This is a genomic window from Maledivibacter halophilus, from assembly GCF_900167445.1.
In the GTDB taxonomy this organism is placed as follows: Bacteria; Bacillota; Clostridia; order Peptostreptococcales; family Caminicellaceae; genus Maledivibacter; species Maledivibacter halophilus.
In genome coordinates, this window is the sequence record NZ_FUZT01000019.1 from 24856 (window position 1) to 41400 (window position 16545).

Here is a 16545-nt window from a genome sequence, read left to right on the forward strand (position 1 = left end):
ATTACTCCCGGCTTTTATTGGCTCCATATCAGCCATCTTAATTAATTTTCTAATTCTTTTTTATATATTTGCAATATCAATTTTTTAGTTTCCTTTTCATCATGAACATAATAAGATATTCCATTTATGGCTTCAGATTTTCCTGGGAGATTATAAGTTTCTATATCTTCTATTGATATCCCCATAGCCTTTTTGGAATAATTTCCTATATCCTCAATTTTCATACTAGTTTCAACATTATTGAAAACAGTATTGGCAACTGTAGGTAATTTCAAACTAAAGGCTTGTTTTGCAGCTGCTTTAATAAACTGCTGTTGACGATTTATTCTACCAATATCTCCATCTGAGTGGCTATTGCCGTTGTTTTGTCTGTATCTTAAAAACTGTACTGCCTCTTTTCCACTTAATACCCGATTTCCCTTTTTGAGGTGAATATGTAATGGTGGCTCGCTCCAAGGATCGTCATAATCCATATCAAAAGGAATATTAACCTTTATGCCTCCAAGAGAATCAACTATTGATTCCACATCTTCATATGAGAATGTTACATAGTGGTCTACCGGTAAATTGAGAAGATTAGAGACTGCTTTCATAACTCCCTCTGGACCCCCAAAATTAACCTCTTTGTGTCCATATACTGCATTTATCTTTTTTAAAGATGGAGAATCATATCCCTTTGTATAATAATATGTGTCTTTAGGGATAGAAATTAAATCTAGAGATTTACTATTTGGGTTAAAACTAGCTAAAATCATGGTATCTGTTCTAACTCCATTTAAACCCATTAACAATATATTCACCCTATTGCTCTTTTTTATTAATTTTGTAAATTCAGTTTTTTCATTCTCTATAGACTGATATAGTTGATTTGAATTTAGGTCATCTATTATCTCATCTTGTGGCATTTTATTTGTACAATTAGTGGTAAATATCAATAGTACTACAGCTGTGAAAACTATAGATAGGATTCTTTTTATTATCCCAATTTTTTTATATTTCATAACTCCTTTAATCCTTTCCTTAACGTTGTTTTTTCTGAATGAGCAAGTACATACTAGTGTAAATTTATGTTTGTTTATTGCACAAGATAATAGTGAGTTTGCATATTCAGATTTTTTTTCCTCTCCTATTTGTCTTAAAACCCTTTCATCACAGAAGCTTTCAATATCTCTACTAAATAAAATATAGCTAATCCATAGGATTGGATTAAACCAATGAATAGATAGAATAACTAGAGATAAGATATTTATTAAGCTATCTTTCCACTTTATATGTTGTACTTCGTGTAATATGATATGGGTTAACATTTTTTCTTCCTTCATATCAAAATCCTCTGGTAAAATAATTTTAGGACGTATTATGCCTAAAACCATTGGTGAAGAGGCATTTTTATCTTTATATACTTTTATTCTATTATTTCTTTCATCAAAAATATTCTTCATAAAATCCAGTTCAATAGGCTGTGCATATCTAAATCTTTTGTTTATAAGAAAACACATAATAATAAGAGTTGTGACAAAAACGATTACGCCTGTAAACCATATTAATGAAAAAATATTTATGTTTTTTTCAGTGGAATTTTTATAATCTATCTCTTTAGTAATATTATCCTGATTTTTTTCAATGGATGTAATTGATTGTGTGGCTTCTATGGGTTGATCAATGGGACTATTGTTATGGGGGATTAAAAATTCACTTCTGACAATATTTGTAGTGTTTTTTTCCAGATCAATATCATTCCAAATACTAATGGGTGATGAAAGATCTATTGGCACGATGAACTTAATAAATACCAGAACCCACATCAAGTATAAAACTATTTTAGGTATGTGGTTTTTAGTTAAGCTTCTGAGTATTATTACTATAAAGGCAAGTATTCCTCCCATAATACTCATCTGCAATATGGTATTAAAAATATTATCCATCATTTATCCACCTCATCAATTATGTTTCTAAGCTCATCAATTTCTTTTTGTGATAAACTCTCTTTTTTTATAAAATTTTTCACAAGAAGATTGAAAGATCCATTATACATTTTATCAAGAAGAGTTTTAGTTTCTTCTATTCTTATTTCATCTTGCTTTAGAATTGGCGTACAAATAAAATTTGGATCTGTGCGCAGAATAGCATCCTTTTTTATAAGTCGCTGTATGAGAGTATATGTAGTGTTTCTTTTCCATCCCTTCTTTTTTAAAGTGATTTCTGCAATTTCCCCAGCTTTAAGAGGGCCTGATTCCCAAAGTATGTTCATGATAATAATTTCTGAATCTGTAAGTTTAGTTTTCAAGGCTACCATCCTTTCTACAAATGTAGTAATATATATCATTCTACATCTGTAGTAAGATGTTGTCAATATAAGAATTGTAAAAACTCTATAATTTTTTTAAAAATAAGACAAATAAGGTTTTATTTGATAAAATAATATAATGTATATAAAAGTATTTAGTACGAATAGTAATGTATCACATATATTTAACTGAGCAAATTGCATAATTACCTTTAGCAAAAACTATCTATTATATATAGTTTTATAATCTGCAAAGATATACCACATATATTATGCAGTTTTGCCAAGTTAGTATTATGCAATTTCCTCACTTATCTATTCTTTTGAAAAATACCAAATAGGTTTTATTTATATTTTAGATTATTATAGTAGTTCCATCAAATTTAGTTAGGGTAAATCCATTAAAGTTTTCATTGTAGGTGTTTTTGTAGTCTTGTAGAATTTGGATAGCTACTGATTCACCTAATTTTAAACCAGAGTTGGAATCAGAACGCCAATGGACACCTGCTAGGTTTCGACCAATAGAGATATTAGAAGCAAGCTTGTTTAATTCTCCTCCTACTGTCAAGGCCTCTCCTGAATAAGGTAATAGGGAAATACCATCAGCACTAGCCACAACCGGGTCAGGAATTATAAATGATTCGTTAAAAAATGCTTTTAGAATAGTAACGCAAGCTCCAGCAATACAAGCATGACCAGCTGGATAGGCTGGATGATTAGGAGAACCTTCCGGATAGGCCATGGGTAACAAATAAGTACCATATTTAGAGAATATCTTAGTAAGAGCATTAGATTTAAATAATTCCTTATTAATAGGATAGGTGGTTGCTCCTGTTAAATTATTTTGAACACATCCACCAAAGGCCTCGGGACGAAGGACTCGCTGGACTAAGAATTTCTGGAACCAGGCAGCTTCTAGTGCCAATCGTGCTGCCTTAGTAACAAAGTCTAAAAATTGGGCTGTACCAAAGGTTACAAAGCCATCTTGAGTTCTAGAATTTAGATAAGGGTTTTGTGGGTCTAATGCTCTAGATCCAAAACTTAGTAGAACCAAGCAAGCAGTTAGCGTACTTTGGTAAGTAAAATCTACATGAACCCATTGCCCCAAATCACGGCCATTTCGAATATAACGTAGAGGTGAATCAAAGGTTATTGAACTATTTGGCAATTCTCCATTTTGGATATCTAGCCATTTATCGTAGCTAACCATAAAATTATTTCCACACACTGGACTGTTATATCGTTGGATGACGGTTTTATTGCCAAATGGAATATCTTTATAAAAAAATTGTGAAATATAGGGTCCTACTAAGTCACCAGGTAAATTCCCCCTAAATAATGTCTTTGTAGTAACAACTCCATCTTGTTTAGGTCCTCGAAAATCAGAAAACTTTGATAGATCAGCAGCGGCTTCAATAGTAAGTGGGTTAGTATCATAATTTATGAAAGCCACATCTCGGGTTAGAGCCCCCCAATAGTCTTCAGCCATTTCACTGGCACGCCAAACACTGCTAAAGGTTGGGGGCACCAACATGGTCAAATGATGAGAATCAGGTCCCATCAAATCATATGCATAAGAACCTTGAGGATTGGCGAGTTTCATAATGCCACCTAAAGGAATGGCTTCAAAAATATCGGGATTACCGGTGGTTAACGCTTGAATAAAAATGTTATATGCATCAATGTCAACTTCTCCTAGTTTATTATGTGGCAAGGTCTTAGAGAAGTTACCAATCTTATTTGCATATAAATTTTCATCACCATTACATGGATGACCTGGTAGAGGAAGGTCTCTCTGAAATTGGGCTGCGTTTTGTCGAATTTGAAATGCCTCTTCACGACGCTGTAGAGGAGTTAATGGTCCAATTCCAGAATGTTTTCCTAAATTTGAGTTTATATTTGCAGCTTCTTTTTCATGTATCTCATTTTTACAATTTATTATTCTTCCATTTTTTCCTTTTTGATTACTATTTTGTCCCATATCTTTATCTACCTCATTCATATATTTATTTTATACTTTTTCACTATCTATATATGTATTCAGATTTAAAAAGTTACAAATACATATAATTTGTCCAAAGCATTATTTTGTAGTATGAAAGGCGGTGAACCCATTATGAGGCTTATTCGAGATAATTACTCGGTGCAGTTTAAAATCTGGTAGCAGATTGCATCGAGGTAAAAGTAAAAAATGCTATCAGATAGCTGCACCGTTATATTTTTCTAGCTATAAAAAATATTAAAGGAGTGGCTATTATGGATTGTAATATTTTGAAACAAAAATGGTTATTGGAAGAGAACAAGAAGTTTAAAGGATGGGATTTTTCATATTTAGATGGTCGATTGGAAGAGGAGAAACTACCCTGGGATTACAAAAGTCTTATTAGTAAGTACTTAAATAAAGATGACATGTTACTAGATATGGGGACTGGAGGAGGAGAAATTTTACTTTCATTAAAACATATTTATACCAATACTTCAGTTACAGAAGGATGGCAGCCTAATTTGAAGCTTTGCAAAGAAACACTTGAGCCATTGGGTATAACTGTTAAACAAGTTTTTGATGATAAAAAATTACCCTTTGATGACAATACATTTAATATGGTTATTAATAGACATGAAGATTATGATGCCAAAGAGGTAAGACGTATTCTAAAGAATAATGGTATATTTATTACTCAACAAGTAGGTGGGAAAAACAATGAAAAGTTGTCAAGGTTTCTGATACATGATTTCAAATCAGAATGTCATGATTTTGAACTTAATAAAGAAGTAAATAGATTTAAGAACCTTGATTTTAGTATTCTCTATGAAAATGAATATTTCCCTTACTTAAAATTCTTTGATGTTGGTGCAATTGTATATTTTGCCAATATTATCGAATGGGAGTTTCCAAATTTTTCAGTAGAAAAATGTTTTGATAAGCTCTGTGAATTAGAGAGTAAAATAAAAACCAATGGATATGTAGAAAGTATAGAGCATCGATTTATAATAGCTGCAAAAAATAATAAGTAGATCTATTAAGGTTTCTGTGCTTAACATCACATAAATTCTTAAATGTACTAAAATATTATTTAGTCTAAGACAGGATATAAGTCAAGATAATAGAAAAAAATTTAGCTGAAAAGAGATTATAGTGAAAAAAGCAGGCGTTATCACCTGCTTTTTTGCTGCCTATTTTACCTTTAGACCATCTTCTAAATCCTCCATAGAAATTTCAAAGGCAGGTATACCTATGGCAGCAGATTCTATTTCTTCTGGTTGAAAATATATTACAATCTTATCATCTTTTAAATAATAATCTTGATTTTCATTAATTGATGTAAATTGATGAAATAATTCACCTATATATTCAGGATTTTGTCCTTGAGATATTTTTTCTTCTTTCCATTCTTCATTTATTTGAGCAATTTGTTCTTTGATTTTTCCATTTATTGTTTTTTTATAATCATATTCCTCTTTAAATAAATCCTTTAGCTCAATTATATTTCCTGTTTTTAGATCAATATTGTAGGAGCGACTACTACTTTGTCCATGGGCTCCACCAGTGTACTTATAATAATTCATATAAATACTTAATAAATCATTTTCATTTTTTGTTTCCTCAAAAGTTATTTTTCCTACAAAAGGACTTACTTCTTTGGCATATTCTTCTGAACCTTCCTTTGTTCCTTCATTAAAAGCTAATGCATCTTTTTCAAATAGCTCATTAATTTTGTCTGCTACTTTTTGATCCACATTACCAGATATAACAGGAATATAGATATTTGCTTTATAGAGCTTTTCATCTTCTTCAATCTTCTTTGTATTAACTATTGCTGCATTGGGGTTTAATTTTATATCTGTATTAAATCCTTTTTCGAAGGTTTCTATAGGAATGGAAAATTCACTATCCTTCATAGGATTATCAATTACAATCATAAGAGTATCATTTTTTAAGTAATACTGATCGTCCTTTATATTTGATTTAGTTACATAAGTAAAATTTTCCTCTTCTTTGTAATTATCCATTATATATTTTTTTATTACTTCCTTATAATCTTCATCCTTATCAAATAATTTATAAAGGGGAATTTCCTTTCCCGTGTTTATATCAATTGTATAGGAAAATATCTTCTTTTCATCAAATTTTGTTGAATTGGCCATTAAAACTAAGCTTAGAATATTTTCATCCTTCATTGTTATATTAAAATCAGAGGAGATGGAAACTTTTGAATAGGCTGGATGATCTGATTCATACCATGTTTTTGCAACCCTTATTTCCTCATCCATAAACTGATTGATATTTTTTTCTAATAAATCATTTATACTCTTCTGTATTTCTTCATTTTCAATGTTTTTTACAACAGGAATTTTTATATTACCATTAATATAAGCCTCGTCAATCTTTATTTCCTTCTTATCCACTTCAAAATCCTTGTGATACGCTTTTTCATTTTTTATATCATTTGCATAAATTTTCATATCCATAGCTTCAAAACCACTTATACATATACTTCCAACAAGTGCACCTACCACCATTGTATGTAATATCTTTTTATTCATCGAAATCCTCCTCTAAATTTTTATTGTTTTGTTGTCATTGATATTATTATAAATTTTTTATTAAAAAGAAGAGTTGCAAAATAGTTACAATTTTAAATCAAATATTAATCAATAGCCTTCGATTTTTTATGGGAGGATTTTACATAATAGTCGTATCAAAAATTATCATTTTGCCTGTAATGCTTTCTAAACTGAAGTGGTGTTAGAGCTTCTTTCTTTTTAAAGAGTCGGATAAAATTACTTTGGCTGTTAAAACCACAGTCCAATGCAATATTAGTAATATTATTATCTGTATAATAAAGCTGATTTTTTGCATCAGCAATTCTTTTTAATAATATATATTGTTTGACAGTAAATCCAGTTATATTTTTAAAAGAATGAGAGAGATAATATTTATTTATAAAAAATTTTGAAGCGATTGAATCTAATGTTATGTTACTTTTAAAATTTTCATCAATATATTGCTGCACTTTAAGTACACGTTGTTCATTTTTTCCAATATTCACTATAGGAAAATAATCGGTATACTCCCTATAAATTAAAATTGTAAAAATTGATAATACTGAAATAAATTTGATATGCCAAAATACTTTCTTTTCTAAATAAATGCAGTGAAGCTGATCAAATAAACTTTTCACTAGCTCAACATGTTCATCTTTAATTTTGAAACCATGTTTAAAATTTTTAGGCCTAATTTTAAAGATAGAAAGTAAAGCGGGTTCTCTTATTGTATTGTCCAAATAATCTGAGTCGATAATAATCATATATCTAGAATAAGGAGTTTTAATTGGGAACATTTTATGTTTTTCAAGGCTATTTATGAAAACTAAACTATTTTTATCAAAATTATAGCTAGAGCCATTAATCACAAATTTTGAACTTCCCTCTGTAATGAATATCAATTCATAACCGTTATGATAATGTTCATCTAAACCACTTTCTTCAAAGGATAGAGTCACATGATTCATATCTATATTTTGATAGTTCATTAAATCCCTCCTTTCAAAAGACAAGTTTTATCAATTTTGGAGCAAGTATTCGATATAAGTATATCCACTATTATATTATAATAGCAATGATCAAACAAATTAAATATAAGGGACATTGAATGAAATCAGGGAGGTATACAATTGTCAAGTAATATATGCAGAAGTAAGGGTAATTTTACTTATAAAAATATTGAAGACTTGGAAAACGATATTAAGAAATTAAATCTAGATATTAAAATTTCCAGTAACTTTGAATTATTTAAGAAGAAACTTGTTATAGATAATCATATTATTCCCAATGCATTAGCAACCCATCCAATGGAGGGAGGAGATTCTGATGAATACGGTAGCCCAACTGAATTAACATATAGGAAATATGAAAAAATTGCTAGAGGCGGTGCAGGGCTTATATGGTTGGAAGCGGTCAGTGTAACAAAAGAAGGTAGATCCAATGATAGACAGCTGTGGATAACAGAAGATAATTGGAAAGCCTTTAGAAAATTAAATGATCTTATAAAAAAGTCGGCAAAAGAAGAATTTGGAGAGGCTTTTCAGCCAAAAACAATTATTCAGCTCAATCATTCTGGACGATATTGTAAAGCGAATGGAGAAAGAAATCCTATTATAGCAACCCATAAAAAAATACTAGATGATAAGATAGGGATTTCACAAGAACATCCTATAGTAACAGATGAATATTTGGATAGTATTATATTAAAATTTGTAGAGGCAGCAAGATTAAGCAAAAAAGCAGGATTTGATGGTATAGATATAAAAGCATGTCATGGTTATTTATTGTCTGAACTGCTATCTGCTTACAATAGGGACGGTAAATATGGTGGGAGCTTTGAAAATAGAACAAAATTAATGCTGGATATAATCGAAAAGATAAAAGAAGATAAAGATTGTGAAGATTTACTGTTATCCTCAAGATTAAATATTTATGATGCTGTACCTTATCCTGATGGATGGGGGGTTTCAAAAACAGGTGGACTAGACATTGACTTAGAGGAACCTAAAAAGCTCATTAAATTACTTGCTCAGAAAGGTGTTCGTTTAATCAGTATAACAATGGGAAATCCATACTTTATTCCCCATATAAATAAACCTTACGATATAGGAGGATATATTCCAGAGGAAGAAGTTATCCTTAGCTGTAATAGATTAATTAAAGGAATAGGAGAAATCCAAAAAAGCATTCCCCAGGTTAATATTGTTGGGGTAGGATATAGTTGGTTTAGAGAATTTGCCTCTTATGTTGGGGCAGGAAGTTTAGAAAAAGGATTATGCAGGATAGTTGGATTTGGAAGAGAGAGCATTGCCTATCCTGAATTTGCAAGAGATATTTTAGAAAATGGAGAAATGAAATCAAATAAGGTTTGCGTTTCTTGCAGTAAATGCAGTGAAATGAAAGCCAAAATAGGGACATGTGGCTGTGTGGTAAGAGATTCAAAGGTTTATGTACCAATATATCAAGATATGAAAAATAGGGAGGTGAATAAAAGTGAACAAGGTTGCTGTAGTTAGTGGAGGAACAAGAGGGATAGGACTTGCTATTGTGAAAGAACTGTATGCTGAAGGTTTTTCTGTAGCTTGCCTTGGAAGAAGTATGAATGAAAATATAGCTGAGCTCATAAAAAGCTCAAATAATAAGATTAAATTTATTGAAGCTGATATCAGCTCAATTGATAAAATTGAGTCTGCTATTAAAAAAGTTATAGAAGAATTTGAAAGAATTGATTTATTAGTAAATAATGCTGGTGTTGCACCAAAAGAAAGAAATGATATTCTAGATACGACACCTGAAAGCTTTGATTATGTATTAAACATCAATCTTAAAGGAACATATTTTATGACACAAAAAGTTGCTAATGTTATGATGAAACAAAATAATAAAGATTACATTCCTAAAATAATTAATATTTCTTCCATGTCTGCGTATACTTCTTCTACAAATAGAGGAGAGTACTGTATATCAAAAGCAGGAATAAGTATGGTAACTACATTATTTGCAGACAGATTAGCAGAGCATGGCATTTTCGTATATGAAATTCGACCAGGTGTTATTAAAACAGATATGACGGCAAAAGTGAGTGAAAAATACGATAAAATGATAGAGGAAGGGCTGTTCCCCATAAAAAGATGGGGTTTTCCTGAAGATATAGCAGGGATAGTAAGTTTATTAAGCTCTCCTAAAATAAGTTATTCAACAGGGGAAGTTATTAATGTTGATGGAGGGTATCATATCAGGAGGCTATAATGAAAGCAATCAGTGGAGAAATCCAAATAAAGGATGCAAAAATTAATATTTATGAATATAATACAATAATTATTGGCTCTGGTGCAGCTAGCTTGAATGCTGCTGACACTTTGCATAAATTGGGGCAAAGGGATATATCTTTAATAACTGAAGGTATGAATAAGGGAACATCTAGAAATACAGGATCTGATAAACAAACTTATTATAAACAGTCTACCACGATAAAAGACGAAGACAGCCCAATTAAAATGGCAAAAACCCTATATAATGGTGGGGCTATGCATGGCGATATTGCACTTGTTGAAGCTGTATTATCTTTGAAAAGTTTTTATAATTTAATTCATATAGGGGTGCCTTTTCCCCATGACGAATATGGTCAGTATGTAGGTTATAAAACAGATCATGATGAAAATAGTCGTGCTAGTTCAGTAGGACCGTTGACTTCAAAATATATGACTGAAAAGCTTGAAGAACAAGTTAAAAAAAATGGCACGGATATATTTGATAAATTTTTAGTAATAGGGATATTGAAGGATTTCACCAAAAATGAATCAGTTGGAGTTTTAACAATAGATATAAAAAATATAAATGATTCAGATTATGGACTGACACTTTTCAGCTGTAGAAATATTATTTATGGCACAGGGGGACCAGCATCTACTTATTATAGGTCTGTATATCCCAAAAGCCAATCAGGTGCCACAGGAATAGCACTGGAAGCTGGCGTTAAAGCCCATAACTTAACTGAATGGCAATATGGAATTGCATCGACAAAATTTAGATGGAACTTATCAGGAACATATCAACAAGTAATTCCACGATATGTATCAACGGACAATGATATGAATGATGAAAGAGAGTTTTTGGAAGATTATTTTGATAATCCATCGGATTTATTGAATGCTGTGTTTTTAAAAGGTTATCAATGGCCTTTTGATGCACGAAAACTTGCAAATAATGGGTCTTCTATGATTGATCTTCTTATATACATAGAAACTCAGATAAAAGGGAGACGAGTTTTCCTGGATTTTAGAAATAATCCCACTTGTGCTGATTTAAATGGAGCTTTTCAATTTGATTTATTAGGAAAAGAGGCATATGATTACTTGTTTAACTCTAATGCTTTACTTAGAACTCCTATTGAAAGATTAAAGAAAATGAATCCATTAGCTATTAAATTATATAAGGATCATAATATTGATTTAGAAAAAGAATTTTTAGAAATTGATGTATGTGCCCAACATCAAAATGGAGGATTAGTTGGAGATGTCTGGTGGCAAAGTAACTTGAAGCATTTCTTTCCTGTAGGAGAGGTTAATGGAACTTTAGGAGTTTATCGTCCAGGAGGAACAGCGTTAAATTCTACTCAAGTAGGTAGCTATAGAGCAGCAGAATTTGTTTCAAAGGTTTATACTCAAAACCCCATAGATATAAATCAATTTACTGAAAAAGTCAAGACACAGGTAGAAAAGAAGATTGATTTTATAAAAATGATAAAGATTGATAAAAATCAAAAATCTAATTTAATGGAATTTCAAACAAAACTCCAGAAAGAGATGTCAAAAAATGCGTCTTTTATTAGAGAAATTTCAGGAATTAGAAAATCAATGGATTATTTCAATAAAACCTTTCATTCATTAGCAGATTTGATACATATTAAGGAATTGAAAGAATTACCTGTTGTATTTCGCATTTATGATATGCTTATTACTCAAATTTCAATATTAAGCTCTATAGAAGAGTATATTGAGTATGGCGGAGACAGCAGGGGCTCATATCTTGTTCACAATGAACATGGTGATTATGAGATAGACTATCAAGGAGTAAATTTAAAATATTCTTTAGATAACACTATTGAAGATAAAGTCTGTGAAACACAAATAAAAGAAGAAAATTCGTCAATAGAAGTTACACAAATGTGGACTACAGTTAGAGCTATACCGGAGTATGATACTTGGTTTGAAAATATTTGGCGAGAGTATAGAAAAAATAATATATATAATGGAGGAATAAATAATGAAACTAACTAAAATGAAAAAAAGTATTTTAGCAATTGTTTTAATGATAGTTATGATTCTACCTTTAGCAGCATGTGGAAATAAGGATGCATCTTCGGAAAATAGTGGAACGCAGAAAGATGAAATTTATGAACTGAAGTTTGCACATGTTGTTAGACCAACAACTCCTAAAGGAGCGGCCGCAGAAGAATTTAAAAAAATTATTGAAGAAAGAAGCGAAGGAAGAATTAAAGTCACAATATATCCAGACTCACAAATGGGAGCAGATCAAGAAATTAATGAGCAAATATTATCTGGAACACTAGATATGAATGCACCCTTTTTCTCAACACTTACCTCTTTTGTAGAAGAGTTCGAGCTGTTTGATTTGCCTTACTTATTCAATTCCAGTGAAGAAGCATATGCTGCTTTAGAGGGAGAAGTTGGGCAAAAACTGAATAGCTATTTAGAAGAGAAAGGATTAGTTTCTCTTGGATATTGGACAGGTGGATTTAAACAACTTACTAATTCCAGTAGACCAATAAAATCAGTTGCTGATCTTGATGGATTAAAAATTCGTGTTAGCCAAAGTCCTCTTTTAGTTTCACAATTTAGAGCTATTAACGCTGGAGGAATTTCAGTACCCTTTAGTGATTTGTATTCGGCTTTACAAACTAAAACTGTAGATGGTCAAGAAAATCCATTTGCAAATATTGCAAGTAAAAAATTCTATGAAGTACAAGATTATATGACAATTAGTAATCATGGTTTTATGGGCTATGCTTTCATTATGAGCAAGAAAAAATTTGATTCTATGCCTGAAGATTTACAAGAGTTAACGAAGGAAGTGGCTAGGGAAGTAATGAAGTGGGAATGGGATAAAACAGCCCAAAAAGATGCAGAGTACTTACAAGAAATTAAAGATGCAGGTATGATTATTGATGAGTTTGGAGAAAAGGAAAAAACAGAATTTAAAGAAGCTACTAAAGCTACTTATGATGAGTTTTTAAATAAACCTAATGGAGAAGAATTACTTAATTTAGTTAAGAAATACACGAAATAAAAGAATATATAAATGTATCAAGGGTTGAACAACTCTTGATACATTTATGTGATGGAATTGCATAATTACCTTCCCAAAAAATCATTTACTACGTATGATTTTAAAATCTCTAACCTTATATCATATGTATTATGTAACCCAGTCAAGGCAGAGTTATGCACTTTCTTCACGTAATTTAATATTACAACGTTAGGGTGTGTTTTATGAAAAAGCTTATTAATTATTTAAACAAAGGAGAAGAGATACTTGCTTCAAGCTTGTTAATTTTAACTTCATTGCTTGTTTTTGTACAAGTAGTACTTAGGTATCAATTTAACTATTCAATATCATGGTCAGAAGAATTATCTAGAATTATGATTGCATGGTTTATATTCTTAGGAAGTAGTATGGCAGTTAAAGATAATGCTCATGTTAATATGGATGCATTATTCATTTTGACCTCTGGAAAATTCAAACAAATACTTAGTATATTAATAGATTTTATTAATATTATATTTTGCATATTAATTGTTATTGCTGGAGTAGAAATGATTCAAAGTGCTATAGATATAGGATCTAAAGCTACCTCTATTAATATACCTTTATATGTTCCATATGCATCAGTACCGGTTGGAGTATTTCTAATGATGATAAGATATATATTTAGCATAAAAAATAAAATATTAGATTTAATTAATGGCAATATATAAGACAAAGAGGTGATGAAATGATATTATTAGTAAGTTTTATAATACTACTTCTACTTGGCGTTCCTATTAGTATAACTACTGGATTATCAACGATAATAGCCATGGCTGCAAGTGATATTAATTTACATACGGCTGTTCAAAAAATGTTTTCAGGTGTAGATTCTTTTAGTTTAATGGCCATACCATTTTTTGTTTTTGCAGGGGATATTATGCTAAAAGGTGGGGCATCTAAGCGATTAATTGGCTTTGCCAATAAGTTATTTGGCTGGATAACTGGAGGATTACCTATTACTGCAATTATATCATCAATGTTTTTTGCTGCGTTATCTGGTTCAAGTCCTGCTACTGTAGCAGGTGTTGGAGGCGTGATGATTCCAAACTTAATCGAAAATAAATATCCTAAGAAGTTTACAGTTGGATTATTATGTGCTGCGGGTTCACTTGGTATTATAATTCCTCCAAGTATTACAATGATGTCCTATGGTGTTGTTTCTGAGCTGTCAATAAGTGATCTTTTTATTGCAGCAATTGTGCCTGGAATTTTTATTGGGATAACACTTATTATATTTAGCTATGTTTATGCAAAAATAAGAAAACAAGAGAAAACAGATTTTCCAACATTTAAAGAAGTAATTATATCCTTTAAAGATGCCTTTTTTAGTATTTTAATGCCTGTAATTATATTAGGGGGGATATATTTAGGATTCACTACACCTACAGAGGCTGCAGCTGTGGCTATTATATACAGTATGATTATTTCTGTTTTTATTTATAAGGAGATTAATGTTAAAGACATATTGGTCATTGCACGAAAATCAGTTGTTACATCAGCTATGATTATGTTTGTTATTGCAAATTCAAAAATTTTTAGCTGGTACCTAACATTCCAGCAGGTTCCTACAAAGGTAGCCGAGAGCGTTTTGGGACTAGGAAGTTCTCTCATTGTAATTCTATTGGCTATTAATTTAATCTTACTATTTGTAGGTATGATTATGGATTCAAGTGCGGCAGTATTGATTTTAACACCATTATTTCTACCGATAGTTACTAATCTGGGAATGAATCCAATTCATTTTGGAATAGTTATGGTTGTAAACTTGGCATTGGGAATGCTCACACCGCCCTTTGGATTAAATCTTTTTGTTGCATCGGGCATAAGCAATATGTCTATTCCTGATGTTGTTAAAGGCTCTATGCCCTTTGTGCTTCTTTTAATTATTGATTTATTAATCATTACCTTTGTTCCTGAATTATCCCTTATGTTAATCAAGTAAAATGTATTTTCAAGATGTTATATCAAAATAGCAGTAAATTTTCTTTAAAAATGGAATTATGTAATAGAGGTTAACAGATGTTATTTGTCTGTTAACCTCTTTGTTTTTTTAATAAGTTTACAAATCTGTGACATTTGTTTATTTTCCTGAAAAAAATCTCCTTTATAATGGACATAGAAAAGATATTTTGCTTATCTTTTGGAGAACTAAAAATATTGGAGGGAAAAGCATGAAAGGAAAGGTTTTAAGTATATTAACAATAATTGGGATCATTTTACTATTGGGATTATCAAATAATTGGGGGCAAGAGGATAAATTTAAGATAATGGAAAATGCCAATGCCATAGAAAGTCATCAAGAATTGAAGATGGAAAAAATAAGTGGGTACGATATAATAGGGAGTTTTGGAAACGAAGACTTTGTAGTGAAGCAAAAATCATTTTCAAATAATGAGGGGCCTATAAAGGAAATTCTAATAAGAGATGTTAAAAATAATGATAAGCAATCCATAGATTTGTCTAATTTAAATATAAGGGCTAGGTCTATATGGAATGTGCAAGAGTCCAATGGGTACTTATATTTTACCGCAAGGAAGAATAATAAAGCTAAAGAAGATGTGGCCTATGAAATTAATATAGATAGTAAAGAAATAAAGGACATATCTAATTATATTAAAGAAAATGAATCTATTTACCACAGTGATAATCAAAAAAGTCTTATTTTAGCAAATAAAAATGAAGGAAGAATAAAAAATCTTAGTAAAGATTTAAAAGAAATCCAAAATTTTCAACTGCCCGTGAAAAAAGGTGAAAATGATATTTATTATGATAATAATATAGTATCTATTAAGAAAGAAGATGCAAAGATAACAAAGGTATATTTTATAAGGGAAAAGATGAAAAAGGATGGTTATATGGGACTAGATGAAATACTTTCAAAAGAAGCATATGTTTATGACGCAGCTCTAGGTGCTGAAAAAATCCTGCCATTTAAAGAAACAATCCTTAATATGAATGAAAGAAATGGAAATATTTTTATTGAAGAAAAAAGAGGAGATAATGTTTATCTTACCCAAAAGGACGAAAATGGAAAAACTTTAAATGAGGAGTTTTTATACAATAGGAAAAAGGGATATTTGCGAAAGAAAGTAGAAATATCTCCTAATGGAGAATATGGAGTAATGCATTTTATAAGAACCTTTGATAAGAATAACAAAAGCATTGAAGAATTGTATTTGATTGATATGAAAAATCATAAAAAATTTAAATTTATGGCTTTTGAAGAAGGAGAAGGGACGTTTCATAATATAATTTGGAGTAAAAATGGTAAAAATTTAGGAGTTAATTTATTAAATAATATTGCTCAAGAATTGGAGTATTGCATTATTAAAATAGAAGATATAATATAATAGATGTTATTTTCTAAAAATGGGTTTGAGGAG

13 protein-coding genes are annotated in these 16545 nt (G+C 30.5%); 8 read left to right on the forward strand and 5 right to left on the reverse strand.

Annotation, left to right across the window (positions count from 1 at the left end; translation table 11 throughout):
- Positions 1-41 precede the first annotated feature (41 nt).
- The 3 genes from B5X81_RS24170 to B5X81_RS24180 form a co-directional block, all read right to left on the reverse strand.
- The gene (locus B5X81_RS24170; protein WP_170917588.1) at positions 42-1925 is read right to left on the reverse strand and encodes a M56 family metallopeptidase; all 1884 of its coding nucleotides are present in this window, start codon (positions 1923-1925) and stop codon (positions 42-44) included.
- On the reverse strand, positions 1925-2287 hold the full coding sequence (locus B5X81_RS24175; protein ID WP_170917589.1) for a BlaI/MecI/CopY family transcriptional regulator: 363 nt from the start codon (positions 2285-2287) through the stop codon (positions 1925-1927). The genes B5X81_RS24170 and B5X81_RS24175 overlap by 1 nt, the downstream gene beginning before the upstream one ends.
- A gap of 355 nt (positions 2288-2642) precedes the next feature.
- The gene (locus tag B5X81_RS24180) at positions 2643-4289 is read right to left on the reverse strand and encodes a vanadium-dependent haloperoxidase (protein WP_244282236.1); all 1647 of its coding nucleotides are present in this window, start codon (positions 4287-4289) and stop codon (positions 2643-2645) included.
- Between the two features lie 254 nt (positions 4290-4543).
- Here B5X81_RS24180 and B5X81_RS24185 point away from each other — a divergent pair, with 254 nt between their 5' ends.
- Complete coding sequence (locus B5X81_RS24185) at positions 4544-5302, forward strand: methyltransferase domain-containing protein (protein ID WP_079495603.1); 759 nt, start codon at positions 4544-4546, stop codon at positions 5300-5302.
- Positions 5303-5461: 159 nt separating this feature from the next.
- Here the strand turns inward: B5X81_RS24185 and B5X81_RS24190 are convergent, their stop codons facing one another.
- Both B5X81_RS24190 and B5X81_RS24195 read right to left on the reverse strand, forming a co-directional pair.
- On the reverse strand, positions 5462-6832 hold the full coding sequence (locus B5X81_RS24190; protein WP_079495604.1) for a DUF3298 and DUF4163 domain-containing protein: 1371 nt from the start codon (positions 6830-6832) through the stop codon (positions 5462-5464).
- 155 nt (positions 6833-6987) lie between these two features.
- Positions 6988-7821 (reverse strand): AraC family transcriptional regulator, encoded by an 834-nt coding sequence (locus tag B5X81_RS24195; RefSeq protein WP_079495605.1) that lies wholly within the window; start codon positions 7819-7821, stop codon positions 6988-6990.
- A gap of 141 nt (positions 7822-7962) precedes the next feature.
- Here B5X81_RS24195 and B5X81_RS24200 point away from each other — a divergent pair, with 141 nt between their 5' ends.
- The 7 genes from B5X81_RS24200 (at position 7963) to B5X81_RS24230 (ending at position 16512) form a co-directional block, all read left to right on the forward strand.
- Positions 7963-9348, forward strand: coding sequence for an oxidoreductase (locus B5X81_RS24200; protein WP_244282237.1), 1386 nt, complete (start codon positions 7963-7965; stop codon positions 9346-9348).
- Entirely contained in the window at positions 9326-10081 is a 756-nt protein-coding gene (locus B5X81_RS24205; RefSeq protein ID WP_079495606.1) for a 3-ketoacyl-ACP reductase, read from the forward strand. The genes B5X81_RS24200 and B5X81_RS24205 overlap by 23 nt, the downstream gene beginning before the upstream one ends.
- Positions 10081-12111, forward strand: coding sequence for an FAD-dependent oxidoreductase (locus B5X81_RS24210; protein ID WP_079495607.1), 2031 nt, complete (start codon positions 10081-10083; stop codon positions 12109-12111). The genes B5X81_RS24205 and B5X81_RS24210 overlap by 1 nt, the downstream gene beginning before the upstream one ends.
- Positions 12098-13141: a TRAP transporter substrate-binding protein gene (locus B5X81_RS24215; protein ID WP_208985130.1), complete on the forward strand. Its 1044-nt coding sequence runs from the start codon at positions 12098-12100 to the stop codon at positions 13139-13141. The genes B5X81_RS24210 and B5X81_RS24215 overlap by 14 nt, the downstream gene beginning before the upstream one ends.
- Positions 13142-13344: 203 nt before the next feature.
- Complete coding sequence (locus tag B5X81_RS24220) at positions 13345-13830, forward strand: TRAP transporter small permease (protein WP_079495608.1); 486 nt, start codon at positions 13345-13347, stop codon at positions 13828-13830.
- 17 nt (positions 13831-13847) lie between these two features.
- On the forward strand, positions 13848-15104 hold the full coding sequence (locus tag B5X81_RS24225) for a TRAP transporter large permease (protein ID WP_079495609.1): 1257 nt from the start codon (positions 13848-13850) through the stop codon (positions 15102-15104).
- 229 nt (positions 15105-15333) lie between these two features.
- Positions 15334-16512, forward strand: a complete 1179-nt coding sequence (locus B5X81_RS24230; RefSeq protein WP_079495610.1) for a hypothetical protein — start codon at positions 15334-15336, stop codon at positions 16510-16512.
- The last annotated feature ends 33 nt before the right edge of the window (positions 16513-16545 follow it).

Excerpts from the sequence above, each read along its gene's own strand:
- B5X81_RS24190 (WP_079495604.1), bottom strand. The coding sequence starts at position 6,832 with ATGAATAAAAAGATATTACATACAATGGTGGTAGGTGCACTTGTTGGA.
- B5X81_RS24180 (WP_244282236.1), bottom strand. The coding sequence starts at position 4,289 with ATGAATGAGGTAGATAAAGATATGGGACAAAATAGTAATCAAAAAGGA.
- B5X81_RS24230 (WP_079495610.1), top strand. The coding sequence starts at position 15,334 with ATGAAAGGAAAGGTTTTAAGTATATTAACAATAATTGGGATCATTTTA.
- B5X81_RS24215 (WP_208985130.1), top strand. The coding sequence starts at position 12,098 with ATGAAACTAACTAAAATGAAAAAAAGTATTTTAGCAATTGTTTTAATG.
- B5X81_RS24170 (WP_170917588.1), bottom strand. The coding sequence starts at position 1,925 with ATGGATAATATTTTTAATACCATATTGCAGATGAGTATTATGGGAGGA.
- B5X81_RS24195 (WP_079495605.1), bottom strand. The coding sequence starts at position 7,821 with ATGAACTATCAAAATATAGATATGAATCATGTGACTCTATCCTTTGAA.
- B5X81_RS24220 (WP_079495608.1), top strand. The coding sequence starts at position 13,345 with ATGAAAAAGCTTATTAATTATTTAAACAAAGGAGAAGAGATACTTGCT.
- B5X81_RS24210 (WP_079495607.1), top strand. The coding sequence starts at position 10,081 with ATGAAAGCAATCAGTGGAGAAATCCAAATAAAGGATGCAAAAATTAAT.
- B5X81_RS24185 (WP_079495603.1), top strand. The coding sequence starts at position 4,544 with ATGGATTGTAATATTTTGAAACAAAAATGGTTATTGGAAGAGAACAAG.
- B5X81_RS24225 (WP_079495609.1), top strand. The coding sequence starts at position 13,848 with ATGATATTATTAGTAAGTTTTATAATACTACTTCTACTTGGCGTTCCT.